The following is a 22,804-nucleotide window of genomic DNA, read 5'->3' on the forward strand; positions in this document are numbered from 1 at the left end:
TCAGAACTCCGGGACTCCTTCGACATAGACTGGCGGCTGCGGTGGCACGACCTCCGGCTTCACCGGTACCTGCGCGGGCGCAGGCGCCGAGGGCGCGTCCTTGGATGCGGCGACGCCTTCGGGCGCCGCCTTGAGCGACGGCTTCGGCTTCGGCGCCGTCGGTGCCGGCGCATGCGTCTCGGGGGCGGGCCTCCGGCGCGCAGCGCTCGCGGCTTCAACTCGATCCGGCACGACGCCAGGCGCAGCGCGTTCGACGGGCGTCTCGTGCGCAGTGCCCGCGGGAGCGCTCTCCGCGATGGCCGCCGCGGAGCTTTTCGCGCGCTGGTCGCTCGCCGCCGCGTCGCTCGCTGCCGGCTTGCTCATCGCTCGCGCGCCGCTCGCCGCCACCTCGCTCGCCGCGGGCTGCGCCGCCTTGCTAGCCGCCGCCGCGCTCTGCGCCGGCGCCCGCTCCTTCGCCCCGCACATCGCCGCGGCCCCGATTCCCGCCGCCAGCGCCAGCGCCGCCGCGGCCGTCGCGGCGCGCCGCAGCTTGCCCGGCCCGGCCGCCGCCTCGTCCTTCTTCTCGTCCGCCGCGCTCCCCCGCCGGCGCGTCGGCGGCAGCGCGCCCTTGTCGATCACCGCCGCCGCCGCCTCGTCCCCCGCCCACGCGCTCCCGCCGGCGCTCTTCCCGGCGCCGCTCTTCTCCGCGTCGCTCTTCTCCGCGTCGCTCTTCTCGGCGCCGCTCTTCTCCGCGGCGCTCTTCTCGCCAGCGCCCTTCTCCGCGGCGCCCTTCCCCCCGCCCTTCTTCGCCACCGCCTGCCGGAGCCCCGCCGCCTCGGTCGGCTTGCCCTCGTGGTCGACCCGCACGCTGACGCTCGGCGCCCGTGGCGGCGGCCCTTGCCGCGTCCTCTCCCACGCGGCGTAGGCCTTCCAGTACGCCTCGACCTCGTCGCGCAGGTCCGGCTCGACGTGGACCACGCCCGTGTGGAACGCCGGGTGTCCCACGGGCGGGTTCGACCCCGCCGCGGGGCTCGCAGGCGCGCCCGCGCCCGCCTCGCGGCCTCTGCGCTCGTCCTGGTCCTCGTCCTTCACAGCGTCGCCTCCCATCCGTGCTGCCCGTCCGTCACCGCGATCCATCGCCCCTGCGCGCCCGGTTTCTCATCGTTCGCACCGCGATCCTCGCGCTCCTCAACCCGCCGCCGCCGCTCACAGCTCGTCTTCCCGCGGCGGCGGCTCGGTCACCCCGGCCGCGCGCAGCAGCTTGCCGAGCCGCACGATCGCGCGGTCGTGGACCCGGTACGCGCCCGGGTGCGGGATCCGCAGGGCGCCCCCGACCTCGCTGAGCGGCCGCCCCTCCAGGTAGTGCATCGACAGCACCTCCGTCTCGCGCGGCGTCAGCCGCGAGAGGCTGCTCCGGAGCAGCGCGTGGGCCCGCTCGTGGCGCTCGCGCCGCGACAGCGCCTCCTCCCCCGTCGCCGGCTTCGCCATCCCGGCGGCCGTCGCGAAGAGGCTCGCCGCGAGGCCGTCGACGTGGTCGAGGAGCCGCTCCTCCGCCTTGCCGTCGACGTCCGTCATCACATCGCCCTGCCGCCGCCTCCGCGCGATGTAGTCGTACCCGCCCTGCATGCAGAGCGCGAGCACCCGGTCCTGCTCCCGCGCCTCCCGGAGATAGCCGTCGAGCATCGCGCCCCGGATGCGGTGCCGCGCGAACCGCGGGAAGCTGTCGTTCTGCGCCGGGTCGTAGGCGAGCGCCGCCTCGATGAGCCCCTCCCGGCCGAGCGACATCAGCTCGTCGAACGAGAGGTGCTTGCGGAGCTTCGGGGCGAGCCGGCGCGCCGCGCCGCTCACCTCGTGCAGCGCCGACGCCGCCAGCGCCTGCTGCGCCGGCGTGAGCTTGTCCCTCGGCTCATCCATCCTCGCCGCCCCCCGCCTTGCGCCGCGGCGCCGGGGCGCCCTCCCGGGCCTCGATGCCGCTCCCGAGCGGCGCCGCGCGAGGCCGCGCCCGCTCCAGCAGATCCCGCCCGACCTCGTCCTCGGTGAGCGCCTCGACGAGCATCTCGCGCATCGTCTCGAGCAGCTCGCGCGACGCGATCCCGCGGTACGGCGCGAGCGTCCGCTCGACGACCTCGTCGAGGAAGGGATCGGTCGCGCTGGGTTCATCGATCGGCATGGTTCCGCTCCTTGCTCGTAGCTCCGCGCGTCTTCAGAAGATCTCCCGCCCGCCTCGGGGCTTGGCCGGCCGCGCAGGCGCGGGGACGCGCCCGCGCGAGGGGATCCCGTAGATGTCTTCCTCGTCCTCGTAGATGCCGTCCGACATGTCGCCCCGCACGCGCGGCGCCAGGGATCGCGCCGTCCCCGCGCCGGGTCGCCCCCGCGTCCCCGGCGCGGGCGCCGGCGCCCCCGCCACCGGCTTGGACGGCGCCCCCGCCACGCCCGCGCTCGCGGCGCGGGTGGACGCCGCGCTCTCGCGCGCTTCGAGCCCGATCACCGGGGGCTGGCCCTTCCCCGGGCCAGGCTTCGCTGCGTGCGCGGGCGGAGCCGGCGGCGTCCCGGTCCCGCGCTTGCCCGGCGGCGCCGCCTCGGCCCGCGCGGTCGCGGCGGGAGCGCCTACGGTCGGGACCCTGGCATTCCCGCCCGCGAGCGTGGCTGCCGCGGCCCCGCTCGCTGGCGCGGTCTCAGCGGCCCCGCCCGCTGGCGCGGTCCCAGCGGCCCCGCTCGCTGTCGCGGCTCCAGCGGCCCCGCTTGTCGGCACGGCTACGGCAGCCCCGCTCCCCGCGGCGGCCGCCGTGGCCGCCGCGGAGCGCTCGCGCTCCGCGTGGATGTACAGCGCCGTCGCGGCGCCCGAGATGGGGATCGCCAGCGCCGCGGCGGCCAGGCAGCGGCGCAGGAGCTGCGATCGCCTGCGCCGGTCCGCGACGCGGTCCGTCGCCGGCAGGCCGCGCGTCGCGCCGCTCCATCCCCGACCCCCCGGCGACGACCGCACCGTCACGGGCCCGGGGGTCACCGCCAGCGGCCAGCTCGGCTCCGTCGCCGCCGGGGCGCTCGGCGGCGGCGCCGAGGCAGGCGCCGCCCGCGCCCCCACGCCCGCCCGCGCCGCCGCGCCCGCGCCGCCGCGCCCGCGCCGCCGCGCCCTCCGCGCTAGCGTCGTCCTCGCCCGGCTCGGTCGAGATCGCCACCCCGCTCAGGATCACCCGCGTGTCGGTCGCCCTCGGCGCCGTCGTCAGCCGCTCGGGCGACCGCGGCCCGTGGTGCTCCCGCCGGGATCCCGGCTGCCCCGGCTGCCCGGTGTCCGGCCCCGCGGCGACCCGGCCGGCGCGCACGTCCGACTGGTAGCGCTCCCGGAGCTCGCGGAGCGCGCTCGCCGCAGCGCCGGCGTGCCGGAAGCGCGCGGCCGGGTCCTTCGCCAGCCCGAGCTGGAACACCGGCCAGAAGTACGGCGGGATCCACGGCGCGACCTCGTGCAGCGGCACCGGCATCCAGAAGAGGTGCGCCGCCACGAGCTGCCCCTCGCTGGGGATCCCCGTGAGGCCCCGGCCCGTCGCGAAGATGTAGCGCCCGGCCAGGAGCTCGTAGATCACCAGCATCAGCGAGTAGACGTCGCTGGCCGGCGTGCACGGATCGCCGTAGCACTCCTCCGGCGCCATGTACGCCGTCGTGCCGAACCGCTGGCCCGGCCGGGTGCTCGGCGGGCCGTCGACCTGGATCTTCGCGATGTTCAGGTCGAGCAGCTTCACCTCGCCGTGCCGGTCGAGGAACACGTTCTCCGGCTTCACGTCCCGGTGGACGATCCCGAGGTCGTGCGCCGCCGCGAGGCCGTCGGCGATCTCGATGCCGACGTGGAGCCCTCGCGCGGTCGGCAGCGGCGTTTCCACCTGGCAGATCCGGCGGAGCGACTGGCCCTCGAGCAGCTCCATGGCCATCCAGACGGTGCCGTCGGGCAGCGTGTCGGCGCTGTGCACGGAGACGATGTTCCTGTGCCGCAGCCTGCAGAGCGCGATGGCCTCCTTCCGGGCGCGCTCGCGCGCCTGCGAGGAGCTCGCGTAACCCGGGAGCAGCAGCTTGAGCGCGACCCTCCGCTGCGTGAACTCGTGGACCGCCTCGTACACGGCCCCGAGGCCGCCCGAGCCGAGCACCCGGAGGAGCCGGTGGCCCGCGACGACGCTGCCTGGAGGATAGGGGGCCAGGAGCGAGGAGCTCTGTGCTCCGTCCTCTGCCGTGCTGTCCTCGCCGTGACTCATCCCATCCACCACCGCATCAGGAGCGCGGCGACCATACCAAAGAACGCCGCCGTGGACGCGACCATCAGCCAGCTCATCGCCAGCTCCCGCGGGCGCGGGAACGCCGCGCGCGGGACCGGCGAGCGCTCCTCCGTCCGCGAGGAAAGCGGCGTCCGGCGGATCGGAGAGGGCACCTCGATCACGACAGGTCGCGTGACGGCCGCCGGCGGCAGCGGAGCCGTCGTCATGGGAACAGGCGCTGTCGTTCGCTCCGCCCACGGGAGCGGCGAGCCCGGGCGATACCCTGTCGGAAGCGGCTCGGTGGCGAGCGGGCACGGAGCAGGCGCGACGCATTCCAGCGGGCGCGTGGCGCGATCGTCGGCTTGAGCGCGTTCATCCACGGGCACGGTTGCGAGAAGACGTTCGAACGAGCGACGGGCTGTCACGGCCATGTTCCTCGTCAGAAAGCGCGGATCATCAGGAAGCGTGGACAAGACGGCAGCGAAGGCGTCCAGCGCCCTGGAGCGGGCCTGACGTCGGCCGCCCTCCTCGCGTTCGGGCGGAGCCGCCGTCCTCCTCGCGTTCGGGCGGATCCATCGACATGGGGAGGGGGAATTCTCCAAAAAATGAGGGCTGCTGCGGACCGTTCGGCCATGTCTGCGCTTTTCGCGGCCGAGACAGGGCTCCCCGCGGCCGCAGCTGCGGTTTTCGCAGCCGTGGCTGCGCTTTTCGCGGCAATGTCTGCGCTTTTCGTGGGCGTGGCTGCGCTTCCGGCGGCCGTGGTTGCGCTTTTCGTGGGCGTGGCTGCGCTTCCGGCGGCGATGGCTGCGCTTCCGGCGGCCGTGGCTGCACGCGCGCAGCGCGTGGCCGCGCACGCCCGTGCCTCGGCTGCACGCTCGGAGGGCGGTGCTGCGCCGTTGGAGCCCCAGACCGCGCGCTCCGGGAGCTCGGCTGCGCGCCGGGAAGGCGGGTAGGTGGTCCCGGCGCGCTACACGGGCGCGCCGGGCTGAAGCGGCGGCTCCGCCGCAGGAGGGGTGTCCTCGCTAGGCTTCTCGGGCTTGGTTCTCCGCGGCGAGAAGTACCGGCCGAGCGAAATGGGGATGAGCCGGGGCACCGAGGGGTCGACCTGGTGGGCGGCGTCGAAGATATCGATGACCATTTCGAGGAGAAGGAGGTTCATCCCGTCCCAGGTGTCGACCTCCGTCTGATCCACGCTCGCGCTCGCCGTCACCGCGGCCGCGGCGTCGCCGGCCTTGCGGATCTCCTCGGCGAGCGCCTCGATCTCATCGAGCTTCGCCGCGTCGAGGCGCGTCCCTCTGCGGCGCTGCTGGGCGGCCTCGGAGCGGTCGGCGAGGATCTCGCGCCCCACCTTGACCAGCGCGGCGAGCGACTTGGCGAGCTTCGCCGCGTCGGGGGCGGCGCCGTAGGCGCCGTCGATCTTCTTCAGCAGCTTCGGCTCGCCGCCGCTCAGCGTCCGGAGCGCGGTCGCGAGCTGCTCGCGCACGCCGCGGCCCCTGCGCCGCGCGGCCTCGGCCGCGGCCTCGCGCGCCGCCTTGGCGCTCCCGGCCTTGGCCACGCTGCCGTCGCGCTCGGCCGCGAGCCGGCTGCCGCGGCGCGCGGCCCAGATCGCGGTCCGCAGGAGGTCGTCGGATAGCCCGAGCAAGGCGTCGCGCTGCGCCTCAGTCGCCCTCCTCAGGAACGCGTCCGCCCTGCCGTACAGGCGCGCCGCGTCCTTGTCGATCCGCGAGGTCGCGACGGCTCGGCCCTCGCGGACGAGATCGGCCTTTTCGACGCCGCCCACGTACGCGAGCACCTCCTCGACGGTCGCCTCGCCGCGCCGCGCGACGAGGTCGTCGAGGCTGTAAATCGCGTCCTCCTCGTCCTGCATCTCTTGTGTCGGCGCGGCCGGACGGGCCTTCTCCTTCGCTTTCGGTGCGATTCGGGATGTCCCTCGCGCCGCAGCTCGGGTCTTCGTGGTGAGTTTTGTCGCCATGGTCGGAGGCTACGGAGGCTGGCGTTCCAAGCGCAACGGTGTGATCGCCGCGATTTCGTGCTCGCCGAGCCCCTGGCCAGGGCCCCACGACGGCCCCGACCGCGAGGTCGCGTCCACGGGCGCGCGCACGCGCCCGTGGCGCGCTCACTCCAGCACCACGAACTTGAGGTACCGCCCCTCCCACCACGCCGGCAGCGTCGGGTGATCCTCCGGCTGCCCGTGGATCGCCCGCACCCGCAGATCGTCCCGCTCCAGGGTGGCGTCGTCGAGCGTCGCCAGGAAGTCCTCCGCCGTGATGTGGCTCGAGCACGACGCCGCGCACAGCACGCCGCCGCGATCGAGCACGCGCGCGACCGCGGCGTGCAGCCGCCGGTAGGCGCCGAGCGCGCGCGGCTTGGCGCGCTCGCTCGGCGCGAAGCTCGGCGGGTCGGAGATGACGAGATCGTACCGGTCGCCGCGGGCGCGGGCCTTCTCGAGGAAGTCGAACGCGTCCGCCGTCACGAAGTCGTGCGCCGCGGGATCGACGCCGTTCTCGCGGAACGTGCGCTGCGCGGTCGCGTGCGCGGCCGGCGCCGAGTCCACCGAGGTGACCCGCCCCGCGCCGCCGAGCGCCGCGGCCACCGAGAAGCCGCCCGCGTAGCTGAACAGGTTGAGCACGCGCCGGCGCCCGGCCGCGAGCGCGCGCACCCGCGCGCGGTTGTCGCGCTGGTCGAGGAACGCCCCCGTCTTCTGCCCGCGCGCGAGATCGACCTCCATCGCGACCCCCGTCTCCCGCACGAAGAGGCGGTCCGGCAACGGCGGCCCGTGCGCGTGCGCGAGCTTCTTGCCGTCCGCGTCCCCGCCCGCGGCCTCCCCGCGCGCGCGCACGCCGATCGAGCGCACGCCGCGGGCGCCGAGCGCGCGGGCGAGGAGCGGGAGCAGGCGGTCGAGCCACGGCGCGAGCATGCCGCCGTCGAGGCGGACCACCGCGACGCGGTCGTACCGATCGATGACCAGCGAGGGCACCCGGTCCCCCTCGCCGTTGCACAGGCGGTAGGCCGTCGTGTCGCGGCCGGCGAACCAGCCGTCGCGCAGGGCGAAGGCGCGCTCGAGCCGCTCCGCGATGGCGCGCTCGTCGAGCGCCGGCGCCTGCGCGCGCTGGAAGACGCGGACGGCGATCGGCGAGTCGGCGTCCCAGAGCCCCCGCCCGAGGAACGGCGCGCCCTCGGCCGACAGCTCGACCACGTCGCCCGTCGCGGCGGCGCCGCCGCCGCCTCGAGGCGCGCGCTCCCCGCGCCGGCGATCCCCGGCGCCGGTCGCGCGCCCGCCGCCGCCCGCGATGCCGTCTCGGTACACCCACGGGTGGCCGCGGCGGACGGCGGCGGCGGCTGTCGCGGTGAGATGGACCCGCATCGACCCCGCCTAGCACGGTAAGCTCCCAGCGTGCTGCACCGTGTTGTCTCGATCGGCTGTGCCTGCTTCGGGGGGATCCTGCTTGCCGCGCTCGGCGGACCCGGCTGCACGCAGGACCACGACCTCCTCGGCCGGGATCCGCCGAGCGCGGCGAGCACGTCCGGCGCCGGCGGCGGCCCGGGATCGGCCTCGAGCAGCGCGACCACCACGGGGACGGGCGGCGGCGGCGTCGTCGAGCCGCCGGGGCCGACCAGGCTCACCGTGGTGAACGGCGTCGCCGATCACGACGCGGTCCGCTTCTGCTTCCTCGCCTATCCCGACGGCACCGGCGCCGGCGTGGCGCCCTGGCCGAGCGAAGGCGCGGGCCTCGGCTTCGCTCGTTCCCGGGCGATCGAGCCGCTCGGCGCGGCGATCCCCGAGGGGGCGAGCGTGCGCGCGCACGTGATCGCCGGCGACCTCGGCGCGACGGAGGGGCTCGACTGCGCCGAGATCCTCGCGCTCGCCGCGGAGCCCGCCGCTCCGATCGTCGCCGCGGGGCTCCCCGTGGTGCCGGCGCCGGTGTTCGCCGAGGAGAAGAGCCTCCTCCTCGTCGCCACCGGCTGCCTCGGCGGCGAGGGACACACGCACGCCAGGGAGAAGCAGGGCTGCGGGGACGCCTACACGGCCGACACGCCGACCGCCGGCCTCGTGGCGGTCGCCATGTCGCGGCAGACGAGCTTCGGCAGGCTGAGCTTGCAGGTCGCCCATGCGAGCGCGGCGGCGCCGCCGGTCAACGTGCGGCTCGCGCCCGGCCGCGCGGACGTGAGCGCGGTGCCCGTCGCGCAGGACCTCTCGTACGGCGCGATCTCGCCGTTCCCTCCGTTCGTCGGCCTCTCGCGCGGCGACCTCGGCGCGCTCGAGGAGGTCGAGATCGAGACCTACGAGCCGCTCTCGGCGACGGTGACGTCCTCGGTGTCGATGCGCGAGATTCTGGCGAACAGCGATGTGCCGGCGGACGACGTCTCCGACGGTCAAGGGCTCGTGCTCGTGGCCATCGGGGCTGCTCCGGGGACGGAACGCGGCGGGTTCTGGCACCCCCTGACCTACGCGCTGTTGTGGGCGGATCCCTGAGCCGTCCCGATCATCCTATCTCCGATATCCCGCGCTGACCGTCCCCCGCCGGGGGGCGGGCACACCTCGCCCGGTCGCTCTCCCGTGCCTACGAGGTGCCGCAATTCCGCCTTGGGCATCAAGGCGACGTCGAGCGTGGTCTGCAATCCACGTTGCCCGCGTGGTGCGCTGCGTTGTCCGGCGCGCGCGGCGCGACCTCGGTTGCTTCTGTGCAATCGACTCGGGTGTCCGCCGTGCCCGACGAGCTTGCAGGGGACGTGGTCGTATTGAAGGATAAGGATTCTGCTCCCTCGGTCTCGGGCACCTCTGTCTCCCCAGCAGCTCTCCTCCTCGCGGGCCCGCCGTGGCTCTGCCCGGCGCTTCATTCGAGGTTGTCACGCCGGGAAAATCGCGAGTCGCTCGACGAGCGGGAGCGCCCTGTACGGACGACATCACAGGAGAATGCGCGCCGTGACGTTCGGGTGAATCTCCAGTATAACGCGAGTGCCTACATTCCGAGGGGGGAAGAGAACATGGCGACACAGGTATTTGTCGGCGCGAGCTCCACGGCGGACCCAAAGAAGGCTGCCTCGGAGGCCGTGGCTGCGGCGCTCCGCGAGTCGGCGCGCTTCGATCACGGGGGTTCCGCGGCGCGACCCGCGTTTGCGCTCGTCCTGTCGACGGATCAATACGACGCTGACGCGCTCGCCGCGGCCACGACGAGCGAGCTGCCCGGCGTCCCGTGGGCGGGGTGCTGTACGGCCGGGGTCTTCGCGGGCAGCCGCCTTCTCCGGCAGGGGCTCGTCGTGGGGCTCGTCGTCTCGGAGACCGTGCGCGTCGGCATCGGGGTCGCGCAGCCGGTGAGCCAGGACGGGCGGCGCGCCGGCGTGCTCGCCGCCTCGCGGGCGCTCGAGGGGTTCCCGCCGTCCGTTCCGGCGGGGTGGAGCCGCGCGCTCATCGTGCTGCCGGACGCGCTCACGGGCAACGCGGCCGACGTCGTGCGCGGCGCGGTCGAGGTCGGCGGCACGGGCGTCGTCTGGGCCGGCGGCGGCGCGGGCGACAACCTCCGCTTCGTGCGCACCGCGCAGTTCGCGGGCGGCCGCGCCTACTCGGACAGCGTGGTCGTGGTCGCGATCGACTCGCCGGCGCGCATGGCGACCGGCATCCGCCACGGCTTCCGCCCCTATGGCCCGCCGACGATGGTCACCCGCGCCGAGGGCACGGTCCTCGCGGAGCTCGAGTACGAGGGCGCCTTCTCGGTCTACCAGCGCACCGCCCGGGCGAAGGGCCACCAGGTCAACCTCGACGGCTTCGCCACCTTCGCCATGACCCACCCGCTCGGCATCCCGCAGGCCGACGGCGAGCACGTCATCCGGGACCCGCTGCGCGTGATCTCGCCCGGCGGGCTCTACTGCGTCGGCGAGGTCCCGGACGGGTGCCTCATCCGCGTCATGGAGGGCGACCCCATCGGCCTCGTCGGCGCCGCGCGCGAGGCCGCGATCACGGCCCGCGACGCGGTCTCCGGGCCGATCGCCGGCGCCTTCGTGTTCGATTGCATCTCGCGGTGCATGATGCTCGGCGACACGGTGCGCGACGAGCTGACCACCTTCGAGAGCGAGCTCGGCCAGAGCGTCCCGGTGATGGGCTGCCTGACGTTCGGGGAGGTGGGCACGCTGGGCCGGGGGGTGCCGCAGTTCCACAACAAGACCGCCGTCGTGCTCGCTCTGGGGGCCTGAGCCCCGGAGCGGCAGGAGCCCCGTCATGGCGAGCGGCGAAGATCACGAGATCCAGGAGGAGCGGCTGGCGCTGCTCAGCGTCCTCCAGGAGCTCACGGTCGCCGCGCTCGACCTCTTCGATCCCCGCCAGTCGATGGCGATCTTCCTGGAGCGGCTCGCCGAGCGGCTGAGCTGCATCGCGGTGCTCGTGCTCGTCGAGCCGACGCCCCTCGCCCCGCGGCTCCTCGACGCCGCGGGGCTCTCGGCGAGCTCGCGCGCGCTGCCCATCCCGCCGCGCTCGCCGGCCGCGGCCGGCGCGCCGCTGGGCGAGGGCGCGGGCCTCCACTTGCCGTACCCGGAGCTCGCGCGGCCCGGGCTCGTCACGTGGCACTTCTCGCTGGAGGGGCAGGACGACAGCGGCGCCTCTGGCCTCATCCTGTGCTTCGAGGGCGAGCCCCCGTTCGCGCCGCGGTACCGGGGCATGATGCGCAGGCTCGCGTCGACCTTCCGCACGGCGCTCGTGCACCGCCTGCTCTACGCGCGCATGATCGAGAACGAGCGCGAGCGGGCGCGGCACCTCGCCGCCGCGGAGGCGGGGCGCGCGGCGGCGGAGGCGGCGCAGCGGCGCGCCGCGTTCCTCTCGGAGGCGAGCCGGCTGCTCTCCAGCTCGCTCAACTACGAGGCCACGCTGGTCCGCGTCGCGCGGCTGCCGGTCCCGTTCGTCGCGGACTGGTGCATGGTCGACATCATCGAGCGCGAGGCGATGCTCCGGCGCGCGGTCGTCGTGCACGCCGACCCCCAGAAGAGCGAGCTCGCGCGCCTCTTGCAGGGCCAGACGCCGATGGACTCGGTCCTCCCGGCCGGCGTCTCGCGCGTGCTGCAGACGGGCGAGGCGGTGCTCTGCGAGATCATTGCGGGCGCGCCCGCCCCCGAGGGCGAGCGCGCCGCGTACGACGGCGAGCCGCCGGTGTCCGCCAGCGAGGCGCTCCTCCGGGAGCTCGGCCTCCAGCGCTACATCTCCGTGCCGCTCGTCACGCGCGGCACGATGCTCGGCGTGCTCACCATCGCCTCGGGCCGCGACGACCTGCCCTACGGCGTGGAGGACCGCGCGCTCGCGGAGGATCTCGGGCGGCGGGCCGCGCTGGCGATCGACAACGCGCGGCTCTACGAGAGCGCGCAGCGGGCGATCCGGGCGCGGGAGGAGCTCGTCGCGGTGGTGTCGCACGATCTCAAGAGCCCGCTCGCGACCATCGTCATGAACACGAGCCTCCTGCGCCGGAAGCTGCCGAGCTCGGACGAGGCGGCCGAGCTGCGTCGCCCGGTCGAGCGCATCCAGAAGTCGGCCGATCGCATGAACCGCCTCATCCGCGATCTGCTCGACCTGGCGAGGCTCGAAGGCGGCCACATCTCGGTCCAGCCGGTGCCGCACGACGTCGCCGTCCTCCTGGGCGACGCCCTGGAGCTCCTGCGCGAGGAGGCGGCGGAGAAGTCGCTGCGCCTGGAGCTCGGCGTCGAGCTCGGCGTCGAACGGGCGCTCTGCGATCGCGAGCGGATCCTGCAGGTGATCGCGAACCTCGTCGGCAACGCGATCAAGTTCACGCCCGCCGGCGGCGAGGTCGCGATCCGCGCCGAGCCGTGGGGCAGGGAGGTGCGCGTGTCGGTGCGCGACACCGGCCCGGGCATCCCGGAGGACCAGCGGACGAGGATCTTCGAGCGTTACTGGCAGGCGAAGGAGACCGCGCACAAGGGCACGGGGCTCGGCCTCTCGATCGCGAAGGCGCTCGTCGAGGTGCACGGCGGGCGGATCTGGGTCGAGAGCAAGGTGGGCGAGGGGAGCACGTTCTTCTTCACGCTCCCGACGGCGGAGGCCGCGGCGGGCGCGACCACGGGAGTCGCGGCGGGCACGCGGCTCGGGGCCTGACAGCCGTCCTCGGGTTTCGCCGGACATCGATATCCTCCAGCCACCGAGGGCGATCTGTCCATGATTTCGCGTCTTGGCGGGCCGATCCCTTCATCGCTATACCTACCGCGATGAAGGACGCCGGGAACGACAGGGGCGACGTGGCAGAGGCCCAGGCTCGAGCGGACGAGGACGAGCGGGGGCTCGTCAAGGCCGCATTGCAGCTCTTGGGCATCCGCAACCTGGTGCTCGCGATCCACGATCCGAGCTTTCCGTCGGACGACGCCGAGGACATCGGGCGCGGGTCCCCGTATACCGAGGGCGGGCGCCGGTTCCTCCGGTTCGCGCGCGATCTCGGGTTCAACGGCATCCAGCTCGGGCCCCAGGGGGAGACCTCGGCCGACAACGCGTCTCCGTACGACGGCACCATCTTCTCGCGGAGTACGCTGTCGATCTCGCTCGCCCGGCTCGCGGAGGACGGCCCCTTCGGCGCGCTCCTGCGCCCCGAGTCGGTGCGGAGGATCGTGGCCGAGAGGCCGGCCGGCAGCGAGGGGCGCTCGCTGCACCGCTATGCCTACCGCGCGCAGCGCGCCGCGCTGCGCGAGGCGTACGCGTCGTTCGTCGACCGGCGGAGGCGCGGCGAGCTCGGCGCCCTCGCCGAGCGGCTCGACGCGTTCAGGAAGCGGAACGCGGCGTGGCTCGAGCGCGACGGGCTCTACGGCCCCCTCTGCGAGGAGCACCAGAGCGGCTGGTTTCACGGCTGGTCGGGCGAGCCGGCGCTGGATCGCCGCCTCTTCGCGCCCGGCCCTGGCGAGGTGGTCGCCTGCGAGGAGCGCAGGCGAGAGCTCCTCGATCGGTACCGCGACGAGCTCGAGCTCTACGCCTTCTGCCAGCTCCTCGCGCACGAGCAGCACGCGGCGCTCCGCAAGGTGACGGGCGAGCTCGGGCTCAAGCTCTACGGCGATCTGCAGATCGGCTATTCGCCTCAGGACGCCTGGGCGCATCAATCGGTCTTCCTGAAGGGCTATCTGATGGGGGCGCCGCCGAGCCGCACCAACCCGGAAGGTCAGGTGTGGAGCTACCCTGTCCTGGATCCGGCGCAGTACGCGGACGGGTCCTCCGGCGCGCTCGCCCTCGTGCGCGCGCGCATGGACAAGATGTTCGACGAGTTCGACGGGGTGCGCCTCGATCACCCGCACGGCCTCGTCTGCCCGTGGGTCTACGCCGCCGACGCCCCCGATCCGCTGCGCGCGGTCCAGGGCGGGGCGCGCCTCTTCTCGTCGCCCGACCTGCCGGACCACCCGCTGCTAGCGCGCTATGCGATCGTCTCCCCCGCCCAGCTGAACCGCGCCGTGCCCCGGTACGCGGACGACTGGGTCTCCGCGCTGACGCCGGAGCAGGTGGGGCGATACAGCGTGATCTTCGACACCATCGCGAGCTGCGCGGAGGCGCGCGGCCGCGCCACCACCGACATCGTGTGCGAGGTCCTGAGCACGCTCCCGTACCCGCTCAAGGCGGTCCTCGAGCGGCACGGGCTCGGGCGCTTCCGGGTCACGCAGAAGGCCGATCTCGACAACCCGAAGGACGTCTATCGCAGCGAGAACGCCGCGCCCTCCGACTGGATCATGGTGGGCACGCACGACACGCCGCCGCTCTGGCGGCTCCTCGACGCGTGGGCGCGCTCCTCCGCGCTCGAGCGGCAGGCCGCGTACCTCGCAGGCCGGCTCGCGCCCTCGCCGGCCGAGGAGGGCGCGATGGCGCGCGCGCTCGCGTCCGATCCGCGCGCGCTCGCGCAGGCCAAGTTCGCCGACCTCTTCGCGAGCCAGGCGTCGAACGTGATGGTCTTCTTCTCCGATCTGCTCGGGGTGAAGGACATCTACAATGCTCCCGGGACGATCGGCGATCACAACTGGTCGCTGCGGGTGCCCCGCGATTACGAGCGATCGTATTCGGAGATGCGCGCGCGCGGCGAGGCGCTCGACCTCCCGCGCGTGCTCGCGCTCGCGCTGCGCGCGCGCGGAGGCGCGGAGTCGCAGGAGCGCCGCGACCTCGCCGCGCGGCTAGAGCGCCGGTCCGGCGCGACGCGCGGCTAGAACGCCGGTCCGGCCCGGCGCGCGGCCAGCGCTGACCGCCCGCGAGCGCGGCGAGGCGAGCCCGCGCCTCGCGCGGCGGCGTTCGCGCGAACGTCACCCGGCGTTTGCGTGCAAGTAACAGGCTGAGCGCATCCTCGGGCCTGGCTTTTCCCTCGGGGATGGAGCCGGCCTAGGTCGAATGAGCGCTCCCAGCGATCCCCAAGGTTGGCGCAAGTACCGCCCGATCGCCGAGATCGGCAGGGGCGGGATGGCCGACGTCTGCCTCGCGGTCGCCCGGGGGCCGGCCGGCTTCAACAAGCTGGTCGTCCTCAAGCGGGCGCGGGCCGAGCTGTGCGAGGACCCCGAGATCCTCGCCATGTTCCTCGACGAGGCGCGGCTCGCGGCCCGGCTCAATCACCCCAACGTCGTGCAGACGTACGAGGTGGGCGAGGACGGCGAGCGGCTCTTCATCGCCATGGAGTACCTCGACGGCCAGCCGCTCAGCCAGCTCCGCGCCCGCGTGGGGCTGGTCGATCTGTCGCTCCCCGTCCAGGTGCGGATCCTGACCGACGCGCTCGCCGGGCTCCATTACGCGCACGAGCTGCGCGATTTCGACGGCACGCCCATTCACGTGGTCCACCGCGACGCGAGCCCGCAGAACATCTTCGTCACCTACGACGGCGTCATCAAGGTGGTCGACTTCGGGATCGCGAAGGCGGCCGACTCGCTGTCCGAGACGCGCGCCGGCATGCTCAAGGGCAAGGTCGCCTACATGTCGCCGGAGCAATCGCGCGGCGAGCGCGTGGACCGGCGCTCCGACGTCTTCTCCGTCGGCGTGATCCTCTGGGAGGCGATCGCGCGGCGGCGCATGTGGAAGGGCTACAACGACCTCGCCATCCTCGGGCGGCTCGGCCTCGGCGAGCTCCCGGAGCTGCGCGTGGCCGCGCCGGACGTCGATCCAGAGCTCGAGCGGATCTGCCACAAGGCGCTCGCGCACGCGCCCGGCGACCGCTACGCCACCGCGGCCGAGCTGCACGCGGAGCTCGAGCGCTGGCTGCGCGAGCATCACCACGGGATGAGCGCGCGCGAGGTCGGCGCGTTCGTGGCGAGCCGGTTCGCGGACGACCGCGCGCGGATCCAGCAGCTCGTCGAGGAGCAGCTGCGCGACGTGCGCTGGTCGGGCAGCTACGGGAAGGTCGCGCTCTCGGACCTGCCGAAGATCGGCGCCGGTCCGGTGTCGATGACGCCGACCTTGACGGCCCCCGCGGCGTTCAGCCCCTCGGACGCGATCTCGACGCCGCCCGCGGTGAGCTCGACCGAGACGGGGCAGACCGGGCGAACCGGGCGAACCGGGCAGGGCGAGCGCAGCTCGCGCTCGACGCGGGTGGTGGCCGCGACCGCGATCACCTTCCTCATCGCCGCGGGCGTCGTGACGGCCGGCATCCTGCGTCCGCGGCCGCCTCGCGCCGCGCCAGCCGGCCCCCCCGAGGCGCTCGCCGCTCCTCCGGCGGAGGCGCCGCCCCCGCAGCCGTCTCCGCCGCAGCAGGAGGAGGTGCGCCTCGTGGTCCGCGTCTCGCCCGCCGAGGCGCAGCTGTTCCTCGACGGAGCGCCGCTGTCGCGCGGCGACTACCAGGGTCAGCTCGTCAAGGACGGGCGCGCGCACGTCGTCCGCGCCGAGGCGCCTGGTTTCCTGGCCCAGGAAGAGAAGATCACGGCGAAGAACGATCTCGTCGTGAAGCTCGCGCTGGAGCGCGATCCGGGCGCGCTGCGCGGAAAACCGGCGCCGCTCGCCCGGAGCACGCCGGCGGTCGCGCCCACCCCCGCGCCGTCCGTGACGCCGGCGCCTGCCCCGCCGCGCACCGGCGAGAGGCCGGGGCGAGGAATCGACCTGGAGAGCCCCTACGCCCGATGACGACCTCGCGAACCCTCGCCCTCGTCGCCGCGGCGATCGTCTCCGGCTTTCCGGGCGGCGCGCTCGCCCGGCCCGCCGACAAGACCGCCGAGGCCGACGCGCGCTTCCGGCGCGGCGTCGAGCTCTACAAAGAGGCCGATTACGGCGCGGCGCTCACGGAGTTCCGCCGCGCCTACGCGCTCGCGCCCGCGTACCAGGTGCTCTACAACGTCGCGGGCGCGTGCTACCAGCTCAGGGACTACGCCTGCGCGCTGCGCGCCTTCGAGCGCTACCTGACCGACGGCGGCGCGCAGATCGTGGCCGACCGGCGGGCCGAGGTCGAGCGGGACATCGCCGTGCTGCGGGGCCGCGTCGCGACCGTCGCGCTCTCGACCTCGGTGCCCGACGTGGAGATCGCCGTCGACGACGTCCCGGTGGGCAGGACCCCGCTCGCCGAGCCGCTGCTGATGAGCGCCGGGCGGCGGCGCATCGTCGCCGCGGCGGCAGGCCGCCCGGCCGTCACGCGGATCATCGACGTGGCCGGCGGCGATCAGGTCGAGCTCAGGCTCGAGATCCCCGACGCCTACGCCGCGCAGCCCGTGGGCGCCGGCCCGCGCGTCGCCGCGCCCGCGCCGCCGGGGCAGCCCGGCGGGCCGGCCGACCGGGCGCCTCGCCGGGAGCGGAGCGTGCCCGTCCTGCCCTGGATCGCGACCGGCGCCCTCGCCGCGGGCGCGGCGTTCACCGGGGTGCTCGCGCTCAGCGCCTCGAGCGATCTCACGGCCAAGCTCGACGCGTTCGAGGCCGACGAGCGGGACATCCAGAGCGCGTCGACCCGGAAGGCGACGCTCGCGCTCACCACCGACCTGCTCGCCGGCGCCGCCGTGGTCGTCGGCGGGGTCGCGCTCTACCTCACCGTGGCCGGCGGCTCGGAGCGCCCCGGCGGAGCCCGCGCCTCGTCGCCCTCGATCCGGGCGGCGGTCGCTCCGTCGTCCCTCCGGCTCCTCGGCGCCTTCTAGGGCCGCGCGCGCCATGCAACGGCAGCCCTCCGGAACGCAGCAGCGGAACCTCACGCGGCGGTCGCCGCGCGCGCTCGGCGCCTGCCTCGGCGCGGCGCTCTCGCTCGGGCTCGCCGCGCTCGCCTCGTGCTCGCTGATCGTCGAGCAGCGGGATCGGCAGTGCGAAACCGACGACGACTGCGCGCGGTTCCCCGGCGCCCGGTGCGACCGGGCCAGGCACGTCTGCGTGCCTGCGGACGGCGTCCCGCCGGTCGGGTGCGACGGCGACGACGGCTGTTACAGCTGCGCGCCGACGACGAACGAGCAGCTCCTCAACGCCTGCACCGACGCGGCGTGCCGGCCGTTCGATGACGCGAGGCTCACGAACCTCCGCGACGGCGGGCTCCCCCCGCTGCCGGAGCCAGGCGCGGGCGGGGGTCGCTGACCCACGCCGCGGACGCGGTGCGACCATGATGCGCGACGGGATGTTCCGGACCTGCCCGATCCTCCTCCCTGCCGCGGCGCTGCTCGGCGCCGCCTTGGCCGTCGCGCCGCCGTCGGCGGCGCAGGAGGCCGTGCCGTGCTCCTCGCTGCCCTTCCCGGTCTACGTCACCGGATCGAGCGCGGTGAAGCCGTTCCTCGCCGAGCTCGCGAAGGTGCTCAGCGCGTCGACGCCCCCCATCTCGATCGTCTACCAGGGGCAGGGCTCGTGCTCCGGGGTCGCCGCCTTCTTCGAGGGCGCGCCGCTCTCGGGCGCCGGCCTGAGCACCTGGGACGCCGACACCGAGCTCCGCTGCGACGCCGATCCGGACGGGAGCCCGATCGACGTCGCGGTCTCCGACGTGTTCGCGACGACCTGCGACGCCGCCTTCACGACCTCGAGCACGATCAGCGACTTCACCGGCCCCATCCAGCCGATGACCTTCGTCGTCCCCAACGCGTCGACGCAGGCGTCGATCAGCGCCGAGGCCGCGTACTTCGTGTACGGGTTCGGCCAGGGCTCCGGCGTCGCGCCCTGGGTCGACGAGCGGTTCATCTTCCAGCGCAACGCCGGCTCCGGCACGCAGCAGATGATGGCGGCGGCGATCCGCGTCCCGGCGTCGCGCTGGCTGGGGGCGCCCACGGCGTCGAGCGACGACATGAGGAGCAGCGTCGCGTTCTCGACGGACGCGGAGCGCACGATCGGCGTCCTCGGCGCCAACGTGGCGAGCGAGAGCGCCTCGCTGCTCAAGGTGCTCGCTTACCAGCACTACGACCAGCGCTGCGGCTATTACCCCGACTCCGATCCTCTGAAGCGCGACAAGCGCAACGTCAGAGACGGCCATTACGCGATCTGGGGGCCTCTCCACTTCCTCACCCACGTGAGCATCAACACCGGAGCTCCGTTGAGCGACGGCGCGGCGCTGGTGATCGACTATCTCACCGGCAGGAAGCAGCCGCCCGCGGGGCTCGATCTCATCAAGCTCGAGGCGCAGCACGACGTCGTCCCCGAGTGCGCCATGCGGGTGCGGCGCACCGAGGAGATGGGGCCGCTCGCGTCGTTCATGCCGACGCGCTCGTGCTGGTGTTACTTCGACGCCGTCGCCGGCGGCGGCGCCGACTGCGCGCCTTGCGACAGCGACGCGGACTGCCCGTCCGACGCGCCGAAGTGCAACTTCGGCTACTGCGAGCCGCAGTGATCCGGGCGCCCCGCGCCGGCGGCCGCGCGACGCCGCGCTGACGGCGACGCGCGGCGCCCCGCCGGTGCCGCGTCGTGCGCGCTCCGGCGGGGCCGCGCGACGCAGGGCGTCGCAGGGTCGCGGCGGTCAAAAAGCTTGCATCCAGGGCGCTCGGGCTGCATTGATCCGAGCGAGCGCCGCGGTCATGGGGCCTCGCCCGTGCGATGCGGCGGCACAGTGCGACAAGGTGGTTCATCGCCCGCAGCGCCCGCGCGTCGAGAACGAGATGGGAGACACCAGGTGAGCACGACCAAAGCCTCTCTTGGCACCCTGTTCCTCATGCTCTCCCTGGCCACCCCCGCGCTGGCGCAGGAGCCGCCGGCGTCGCGGCAGCCCGTCACGGACAAGACGAAGGAGCGTTGGGCGAAGAGCCAGGGAGGCCGGTTCGGGTTCGAGGTCGACGTCCTCAGCTCATCGTACCAGGAGCAGGTCGTCGACGTGCTCCCGGGCCCGGACGAGGTCAGGCTCGAGGAGTCCGATCGGCTCGGCATCGCCATCACCGCCACCGCGCAGTACAAGATCGTCGCGGGGCTCCACCTCGACGCGGAGATACCGTTCGTCTACGGCGACGTCTCGGGCCGCCAGGACACGGACCTGTTCGGCAAGCGATTCTGGAGCGAAGGCGAGCACAGCCATTTCTTCTTCGGCAACCCCACGTTCGGCCTGCATTACGCTGGCAACGCGCTGCCGAACCTCGCGCTGTTCGGCGGCATGAGCCTGACGATCCCGCTCCATCCGCACCCGGGCTCGCGCCTCGAGGTCGCGGCGGTGGCGAATTTCCCCGCGCGGGCCTACTTCGACGCGCAGCGCGTGCTGCTCGGACACTGGGCCCTCCGGGCGCGCGTGGGGACCGAGATCCACTTCGGGAAGATCCTGTTCCTCACCCACGACGTCGCGACTCAGTTCTTCCTGCCGACCCGTGAAGGGGATTTCACGAAGACCGTCATCGAGCAGGGCAACGAGATCGCGTTTCGCCCGTTCGGCAACTTCGGCATCGGCATGCGCCTCCAGGCCGCGTTCCCCCTCTCCTCGAGCAACTCCGCCCAGCTGGCGGCGGAGCCGTTCATCGACTGGGAGCCGCTCGTGAAGGGCTCCTTCACCCGGGTCGGCGCGCTGGTCGCGCTGGACGACGATCTCGGCTTCGGCCTGAACCAGGGGAAGGTCGCCACCATCCGCGTCGCCCTCGGCAGCAAATGGTAGGGGGCGGGCGCGGCGGCGGCGAGCTACGCTGAGCGCCGCACGATGACCACGAGCTCAATCCCCGACACGTGGGTCGGCTGCCCGCGGCCGAACCCCGGCGCCCGGCTTCGCCTCTTCTGCTTTCCCTACGCGGGCGGCGGCTCATCGATATACAGCGCCTGGTGGCGCGAGCTCCCCGCGCACACCGAGCTCTGCGCGATCAAGCTCCCCGGCCGGGAAGCGCGCCTGAGCGAGCCGCCCTTCGATCGCCTCACCCCGCTCGTCCAGGCCCTCGCCACCGGGATGGAGCGCTGGCTCGAGAAGCCGTTCGCCTTCTACGGCCACAGCCTCGGCGCGCTGGTGAGCTTCCAGCTCGCGCGCGAGCTGCGCCGGAGGGGCGCTCCCCTGCCGCGCCACCTCTTCCTGTCGGGCCGGCGCGCGCCCCACCTGCCCGGCCCGGCGCCGCTCCACGGCCTGTCCGATCCCGCGTTTCTGGAGCAGATCCGCCGCATGGGCGGCACGCCCGACGAGGTGCTGCGCGAGCCGGAGCTCCTGGCGCTCTTCCTGCCCACCCTCCGCGCGGACGTGGCGGTCAACGAGGTCGAGCCGTTCGTCCCCGAGCGCCCGCTCGACTGCCCGATCTCCGCCTTCGGCGGCCTCGACGACGAGCGCGCGCGCCGCGCCGACCTGGAAGCCTGGCGCGAGCACACGAGCGGGGCCTTCCGGGTCGAGATGTTCCCCGGCGGGCACTTCTTCCTGCGGAGCGCCCGGGCGCCGCTCCTGCGGTCGATCTCGGCCCTCCTCGACGGCGTGGAGCGCTCGCTGCCCGCGTGAGGCGGCCGGCGCTGGGTGGGTGTTGAGCCCGGGGCCGGAGCCATGCAAAGAAGGGGGACCCGCAGCCTCCCGCCCCCGGAGACCCGAACGATGACCGAATTCCAGTACCAGGACATGCTGCCCATCGGCCATGACGAGACGCCGTACCGCCTCGTCAGCCGCGACCATGTCTCCACCTTCGAGGCCGCCGGCTCGACCTTCCTCAAGGTCGAGCCGGAGGGGCTCACCCTGCTCGCGCGCGAGGCCATGCGCGACATCGCCCACCTCCTCCGGCCCGGCCACCTCGCGCAGCTCGCGCGCATCCTCGGCGATCCCGAGGCCTCGTCGAACGATCGCTTCGTCGCGCTCGAGCTCCTCAAGAACGCGAGCATCGCCGCGGGGGGCGTGCTCCCGTCGTGCCAGGACACCGGCACGGCGATCGTCATGGGCAAGAAGGGCCAGCTCGTCTTCACGGGCGGCGGCGACGAGGCGGCCATCGCGCGCGGCGTCTTCGAGACCTACCGCGCGCAGAACCTCCGCTACTCGCAGCTCGCGCCGCTCGACATGTACAAGGAGGTCAACACGAACGACAACCTCCCTGCGCAGATCGAGATCTTCGCGACGGACGGCGACGCCTACAAATTCCTGTTCATGGCGAAGGGCGGCGGCTCCGCGAACAAGAGCTATCTCTACCAGGAGACCAAGGCGCTCCTGAACCCCGAGAGCCTGCTCTCCTTCGTCGAGGCCAAGATCCGCGCGCTCGGCACGGCGGCGTGCCCGCCGTACCACCTCGCCATCGTCGTCGGCGGCACCTCGGCCGAGCACACGCTCAAGGTCGCGAAGCTCGCCTCGGCGCGCTACCTCGACACGCTCCCGGCCGAGGGCAACGCGCGCGGCCGCGGCTTCCGCGACCGCGATCTCGAGCAGAAGGTCCTCGAGATCGCGCAGCGGACCGGGATCGGCGCCCAGTTCGGGGGCAAGTACTTCTGCCATGACGTGCGGGTCATCCGCCTGCCGCGGCACGGCGCCTCGTGCCCGGTGGGCATCGCGGTCTCGTGCTCCGCGGACCGGCAGGCGCTCGGCAAGATCACGCGCGAGGGCATCTTCCTCGAGCAGCTCGAGGCCGATCCCGCGAAGTACCTGCCCGACACCACGGACGCGGATCTCGAGGGCGAGGTCGTGAAGATCGACCTCCGCCGCCCCATGCGCGAGATCCGCGCCGAGCTCGCGAAGTACCCGATCCGGACGCGGCTCTCGCTGACCGGGCCGATGATCGTCGCGCGCGACATCGCGCACGCGAAGATCAAGGAGCGCCTCGATCGCGGCGAGGGCATGCCGAGCTACATGCAGGAGTTCATGGTCTACTACGCGGGGCCCGCGAAGACGCCGGCGGGCTATGCCTCCGGCTCGTTCGGGCCCACCACGGCCGGCCGGATGGACGCGTACGTCGACCTCTTCCAGGCGCACGGCGGCAGCTACGTCATGCTCGCCAAGGGCAACCGCTCGCCCGCGGTCACCGCGGCGTGCAAGAAGCACGGCGGCTTCTACCTCGGCTCGATCGGCGGTCCGGCCGCGCGCCTCGCCAAGGACTGCATCAAGAAGGTCGAGGTGCTCGAGTACCCCGAGCTCGGCATGGAGGCGGTCTGGAAGATCGAGGTCGAAGATTTCCCCGCCTTCATCGTGGTGGACGACAAGGGCAACGATTTCTTCGCCGACATCAACAAGCCCGCCGGTCGGAAGCTCGACGTCGCGGGCTGAGCTCCGGCGCCCGGGGATCGCGGCCGGGCAGCTCCCCGCGGCCTCCAGCGCGGCGCGGCCGCCGATCGGCCGCCCCACGCCGCGCGCGCCAGA

The 22,804-nt window shown here is 73.9% G+C and carries 19 protein-coding genes; 11 read left to right on the forward strand and 8 right to left on the reverse strand.

Annotated features, from left to right (window positions below; translation table 11 throughout):
- The 8 genes from WME98_RS26600 to WME98_RS26635 all read right to left on the reverse strand — a co-directional run bounded on the left by WME98_RS26600 (position 1) and on the right by WME98_RS26635 (position 7,581).
- Positions 1 to 1,086 carry a hypothetical protein gene (locus tag WME98_RS26600; RefSeq protein ID WP_437953845.1) on the reverse strand — a complete coding sequence of 362 codons (1,086 nt, stop codon included), beginning with the start codon at positions 1,084 to 1,086 and terminating at the stop codon, positions 1 to 3.
- A 99-nt stretch (positions 1,087 to 1,185) separates the two neighbouring features.
- A complete protein-coding gene (locus tag WME98_RS26605) occupies positions 1,186 to 1,893 on the reverse strand; it encodes a sigma-70 family RNA polymerase sigma factor (RefSeq protein WP_437953846.1) in 708 nt (235 codons plus the stop codon).
- Positions 1,886 to 2,149: a hypothetical protein gene (locus WME98_RS26610; protein ID WP_437953847.1), complete on the reverse strand. Its 264-nt coding sequence runs from the start codon at positions 2,147 to 2,149 to the stop codon at positions 1,886 to 1,888. Before WME98_RS26610 ends, WME98_RS26605 begins: the two co-directional genes overlap by 8 nt.
- Positions 2,150 to 2,182: 33 nt before the next feature.
- Positions 2,183 to 2,467 carry a hypothetical protein gene (locus WME98_RS26615; RefSeq protein WP_437953848.1) on the reverse strand — a complete coding sequence of 95 codons (285 nt, stop codon included), beginning with the start codon at positions 2,465 to 2,467 and terminating at the stop codon, positions 2,183 to 2,185.
- A gap of 187 nt (positions 2,468 to 2,654) precedes the next feature.
- Positions 2,655 to 4,217, reverse strand: coding sequence for a serine/threonine-protein kinase (locus WME98_RS26620; RefSeq protein ID WP_437953849.1), 1,563 nt, complete (start codon positions 4,215 to 4,217; stop codon positions 2,655 to 2,657).
- On the reverse strand, positions 4,214 to 4,444 hold the full coding sequence (locus WME98_RS26625; protein WP_437953850.1) for a hypothetical protein: 231 nt from the start codon (positions 4,442 to 4,444) through the stop codon (positions 4,214 to 4,216). Before WME98_RS26625 ends, WME98_RS26620 begins: the two co-directional genes overlap by 4 nt.
- Positions 4,445 to 5,184: 740 nt before the next feature.
- Complete coding sequence (locus tag WME98_RS26630; protein ID WP_437953851.1) at positions 5,185 to 6,084, reverse strand: hypothetical protein; 900 nt, start codon at positions 6,082 to 6,084, stop codon at positions 5,185 to 5,187.
- Positions 6,085 to 6,333: 249 nt separating this feature from the next.
- Positions 6,334 to 7,581, reverse strand: a complete 1,248-nt coding sequence (locus tag WME98_RS26635) for a class I SAM-dependent rRNA methyltransferase (protein ID WP_437953852.1) — start codon at positions 7,579 to 7,581, stop codon at positions 6,334 to 6,336.
- A 30-nt stretch (positions 7,582 to 7,611) separates the two neighbouring features.
- On the opposite strand from WME98_RS26635, the gene WME98_RS26640 reads away from it, so the two are divergent.
- From WME98_RS26640 to WME98_RS26690, 11 genes are all read left to right on the forward strand, one after another.
- On the forward strand, positions 7,612 to 8,691 hold the full coding sequence (locus WME98_RS26640) for a hypothetical protein (protein ID WP_437953853.1): 1,080 nt from the start codon (positions 7,612 to 7,614) through the stop codon (positions 8,689 to 8,691).
- A gap of 512 nt (positions 8,692 to 9,203) precedes the next feature.
- On the forward strand, positions 9,204 to 10,406 hold the full coding sequence (locus tag WME98_RS26645; RefSeq protein ID WP_437335687.1) for an FIST signal transduction protein: 1,203 nt from the start codon (positions 9,204 to 9,206) through the stop codon (positions 10,404 to 10,406).
- Between the two features lie 25 nt (positions 10,407 to 10,431).
- Entirely contained in the window at positions 10,432 to 12,306 is a 1,875-nt protein-coding gene (locus WME98_RS26650) for a GAF domain-containing sensor histidine kinase (RefSeq protein WP_437953854.1), read from the forward strand.
- A 110-nt stretch (positions 12,307 to 12,416) separates the two neighbouring features.
- Complete coding sequence (locus WME98_RS26655) at positions 12,417 to 14,378, forward strand: 4-alpha-glucanotransferase (RefSeq protein WP_437953855.1); 1,962 nt, start codon at positions 12,417 to 12,419, stop codon at positions 14,376 to 14,378.
- A 178-nt stretch (positions 14,379 to 14,556) separates the two neighbouring features.
- Positions 14,557 to 16,269 (forward strand): serine/threonine-protein kinase, encoded by a 1,713-nt coding sequence (locus WME98_RS26660; RefSeq protein WP_437953856.1) that lies wholly within the window; start codon positions 14,557 to 14,559, stop codon positions 16,267 to 16,269.
- Entirely contained in the window at positions 16,266 to 17,264 is a 999-nt protein-coding gene (locus WME98_RS26665; protein ID WP_437953857.1) for a hypothetical protein, read from the forward strand. Before WME98_RS26660 ends, WME98_RS26665 begins: the two co-directional genes overlap by 4 nt.
- A 13-nt stretch (positions 17,265 to 17,277) precedes the next feature.
- A complete protein-coding gene (locus tag WME98_RS26670) occupies positions 17,278 to 17,688 on the forward strand; it encodes a hypothetical protein (RefSeq protein ID WP_437953858.1) in 411 nt (136 codons plus the stop codon).
- Between the two features lie 25 nt (positions 17,689 to 17,713).
- A complete protein-coding gene (locus WME98_RS26675; protein WP_437953859.1) occupies positions 17,714 to 18,922 on the forward strand; it encodes a hypothetical protein in 1,209 nt (402 codons plus the stop codon).
- A 279-nt stretch (positions 18,923 to 19,201) separates the two neighbouring features.
- Positions 19,202 to 20,161, forward strand: coding sequence for a hypothetical protein (locus WME98_RS26680; protein ID WP_437953860.1), 960 nt, complete (start codon positions 19,202 to 19,204; stop codon positions 20,159 to 20,161).
- 42 nt (positions 20,162 to 20,203) lie between these two features.
- Positions 20,204 to 20,974, forward strand: a complete 771-nt coding sequence (locus WME98_RS26685; RefSeq protein WP_437953861.1) for a thioesterase II family protein — start codon at positions 20,204 to 20,206, stop codon at positions 20,972 to 20,974.
- A gap of 90 nt (positions 20,975 to 21,064) precedes the next feature.
- Positions 21,065 to 22,711, forward strand: a complete 1,647-nt coding sequence (locus tag WME98_RS26690) for a fumarate hydratase (protein ID WP_437953862.1) — start codon at positions 21,065 to 21,067, stop codon at positions 22,709 to 22,711.
- Positions 22,712 to 22,804 lie beyond the last annotated feature (93 nt).

This window comes from Sorangium sp. So ce296, from assembly GCF_051529605.1.
GTDB lineage: Bacteria > Myxococcota_A > Polyangia > Polyangiales > Polyangiaceae > Sorangium > Sorangium cellulosum_D.

What these genes read in the sequence shown, in the direction of transcription:
- WME98_RS26635 (WP_437953852.1), bottom strand. Translation starts at nt 7,581, where the DNA reads ATGCGGGTCCATCTCACCGCGACAGCCGCCGCCGCCGTCCGCCGCGGC.
- WME98_RS26670 (WP_437953858.1), top strand. Translation starts at nt 17,278, where the DNA reads ATGCAACGGCAGCCCTCCGGAACGCAGCAGCGGAACCTCACGCGGCGG.
- WME98_RS26620 (WP_437953849.1), bottom strand. Translation starts at nt 4,217, where the DNA reads ATGAGTCACGGCGAGGACAGCACGGCAGAGGACGGAGCACAGAGCTCC.
- WME98_RS26675 (WP_437953859.1), top strand. Translation starts at nt 17,714, where the DNA reads ATGATGCGCGACGGGATGTTCCGGACCTGCCCGATCCTCCTCCCTGCC.
- WME98_RS26685 (WP_437953861.1), top strand. Translation starts at nt 20,204, where the DNA reads ATGACCACGAGCTCAATCCCCGACACGTGGGTCGGCTGCCCGCGGCCG.
- WME98_RS26630 (WP_437953851.1), bottom strand. Translation starts at nt 6,084, where the DNA reads ATGCAGGACGAGGAGGACGCGATTTACAGCCTCGACGACCTCGTCGCG.
- WME98_RS26665 (WP_437953857.1), top strand. Translation starts at nt 16,266, where the DNA reads ATGACGACCTCGCGAACCCTCGCCCTCGTCGCCGCGGCGATCGTCTCC.
- WME98_RS26605 (WP_437953846.1), bottom strand. Translation starts at nt 1,893, where the DNA reads ATGGATGAGCCGAGGGACAAGCTCACGCCGGCGCAGCAGGCGCTGGCG.
- WME98_RS26610 (WP_437953847.1), bottom strand. Translation starts at nt 2,149, where the DNA reads ATGCCGATCGATGAACCCAGCGCGACCGATCCCTTCCTCGACGAGGTC.
- WME98_RS26690 (WP_437953862.1), top strand. Translation starts at nt 21,065, where the DNA reads ATGACCGAATTCCAGTACCAGGACATGCTGCCCATCGGCCATGACGAG.
- WME98_RS26655 (WP_437953855.1), top strand. Translation starts at nt 12,417, where the DNA reads ATGAAGGACGCCGGGAACGACAGGGGCGACGTGGCAGAGGCCCAGGCT.
- WME98_RS26650 (WP_437953854.1), top strand. Translation starts at nt 10,432, where the DNA reads ATGGCGAGCGGCGAAGATCACGAGATCCAGGAGGAGCGGCTGGCGCTG.
- WME98_RS26625 (WP_437953850.1), bottom strand. Translation starts at nt 4,444, where the DNA reads ATGACGACGGCTCCGCTGCCGCCGGCGGCCGTCACGCGACCTGTCGTG.
- WME98_RS26660 (WP_437953856.1), top strand. Translation starts at nt 14,557, where the DNA reads ATGAGCGCTCCCAGCGATCCCCAAGGTTGGCGCAAGTACCGCCCGATC.
- WME98_RS26600 (WP_437953845.1), bottom strand. Translation starts at nt 1,086, where the DNA reads ATGGGAGGCGACGCTGTGAAGGACGAGGACCAGGACGAGCGCAGAGGC.
- WME98_RS26645 (WP_437335687.1), top strand. Translation starts at nt 9,204, where the DNA reads ATGGCGACACAGGTATTTGTCGGCGCGAGCTCCACGGCGGACCCAAAG.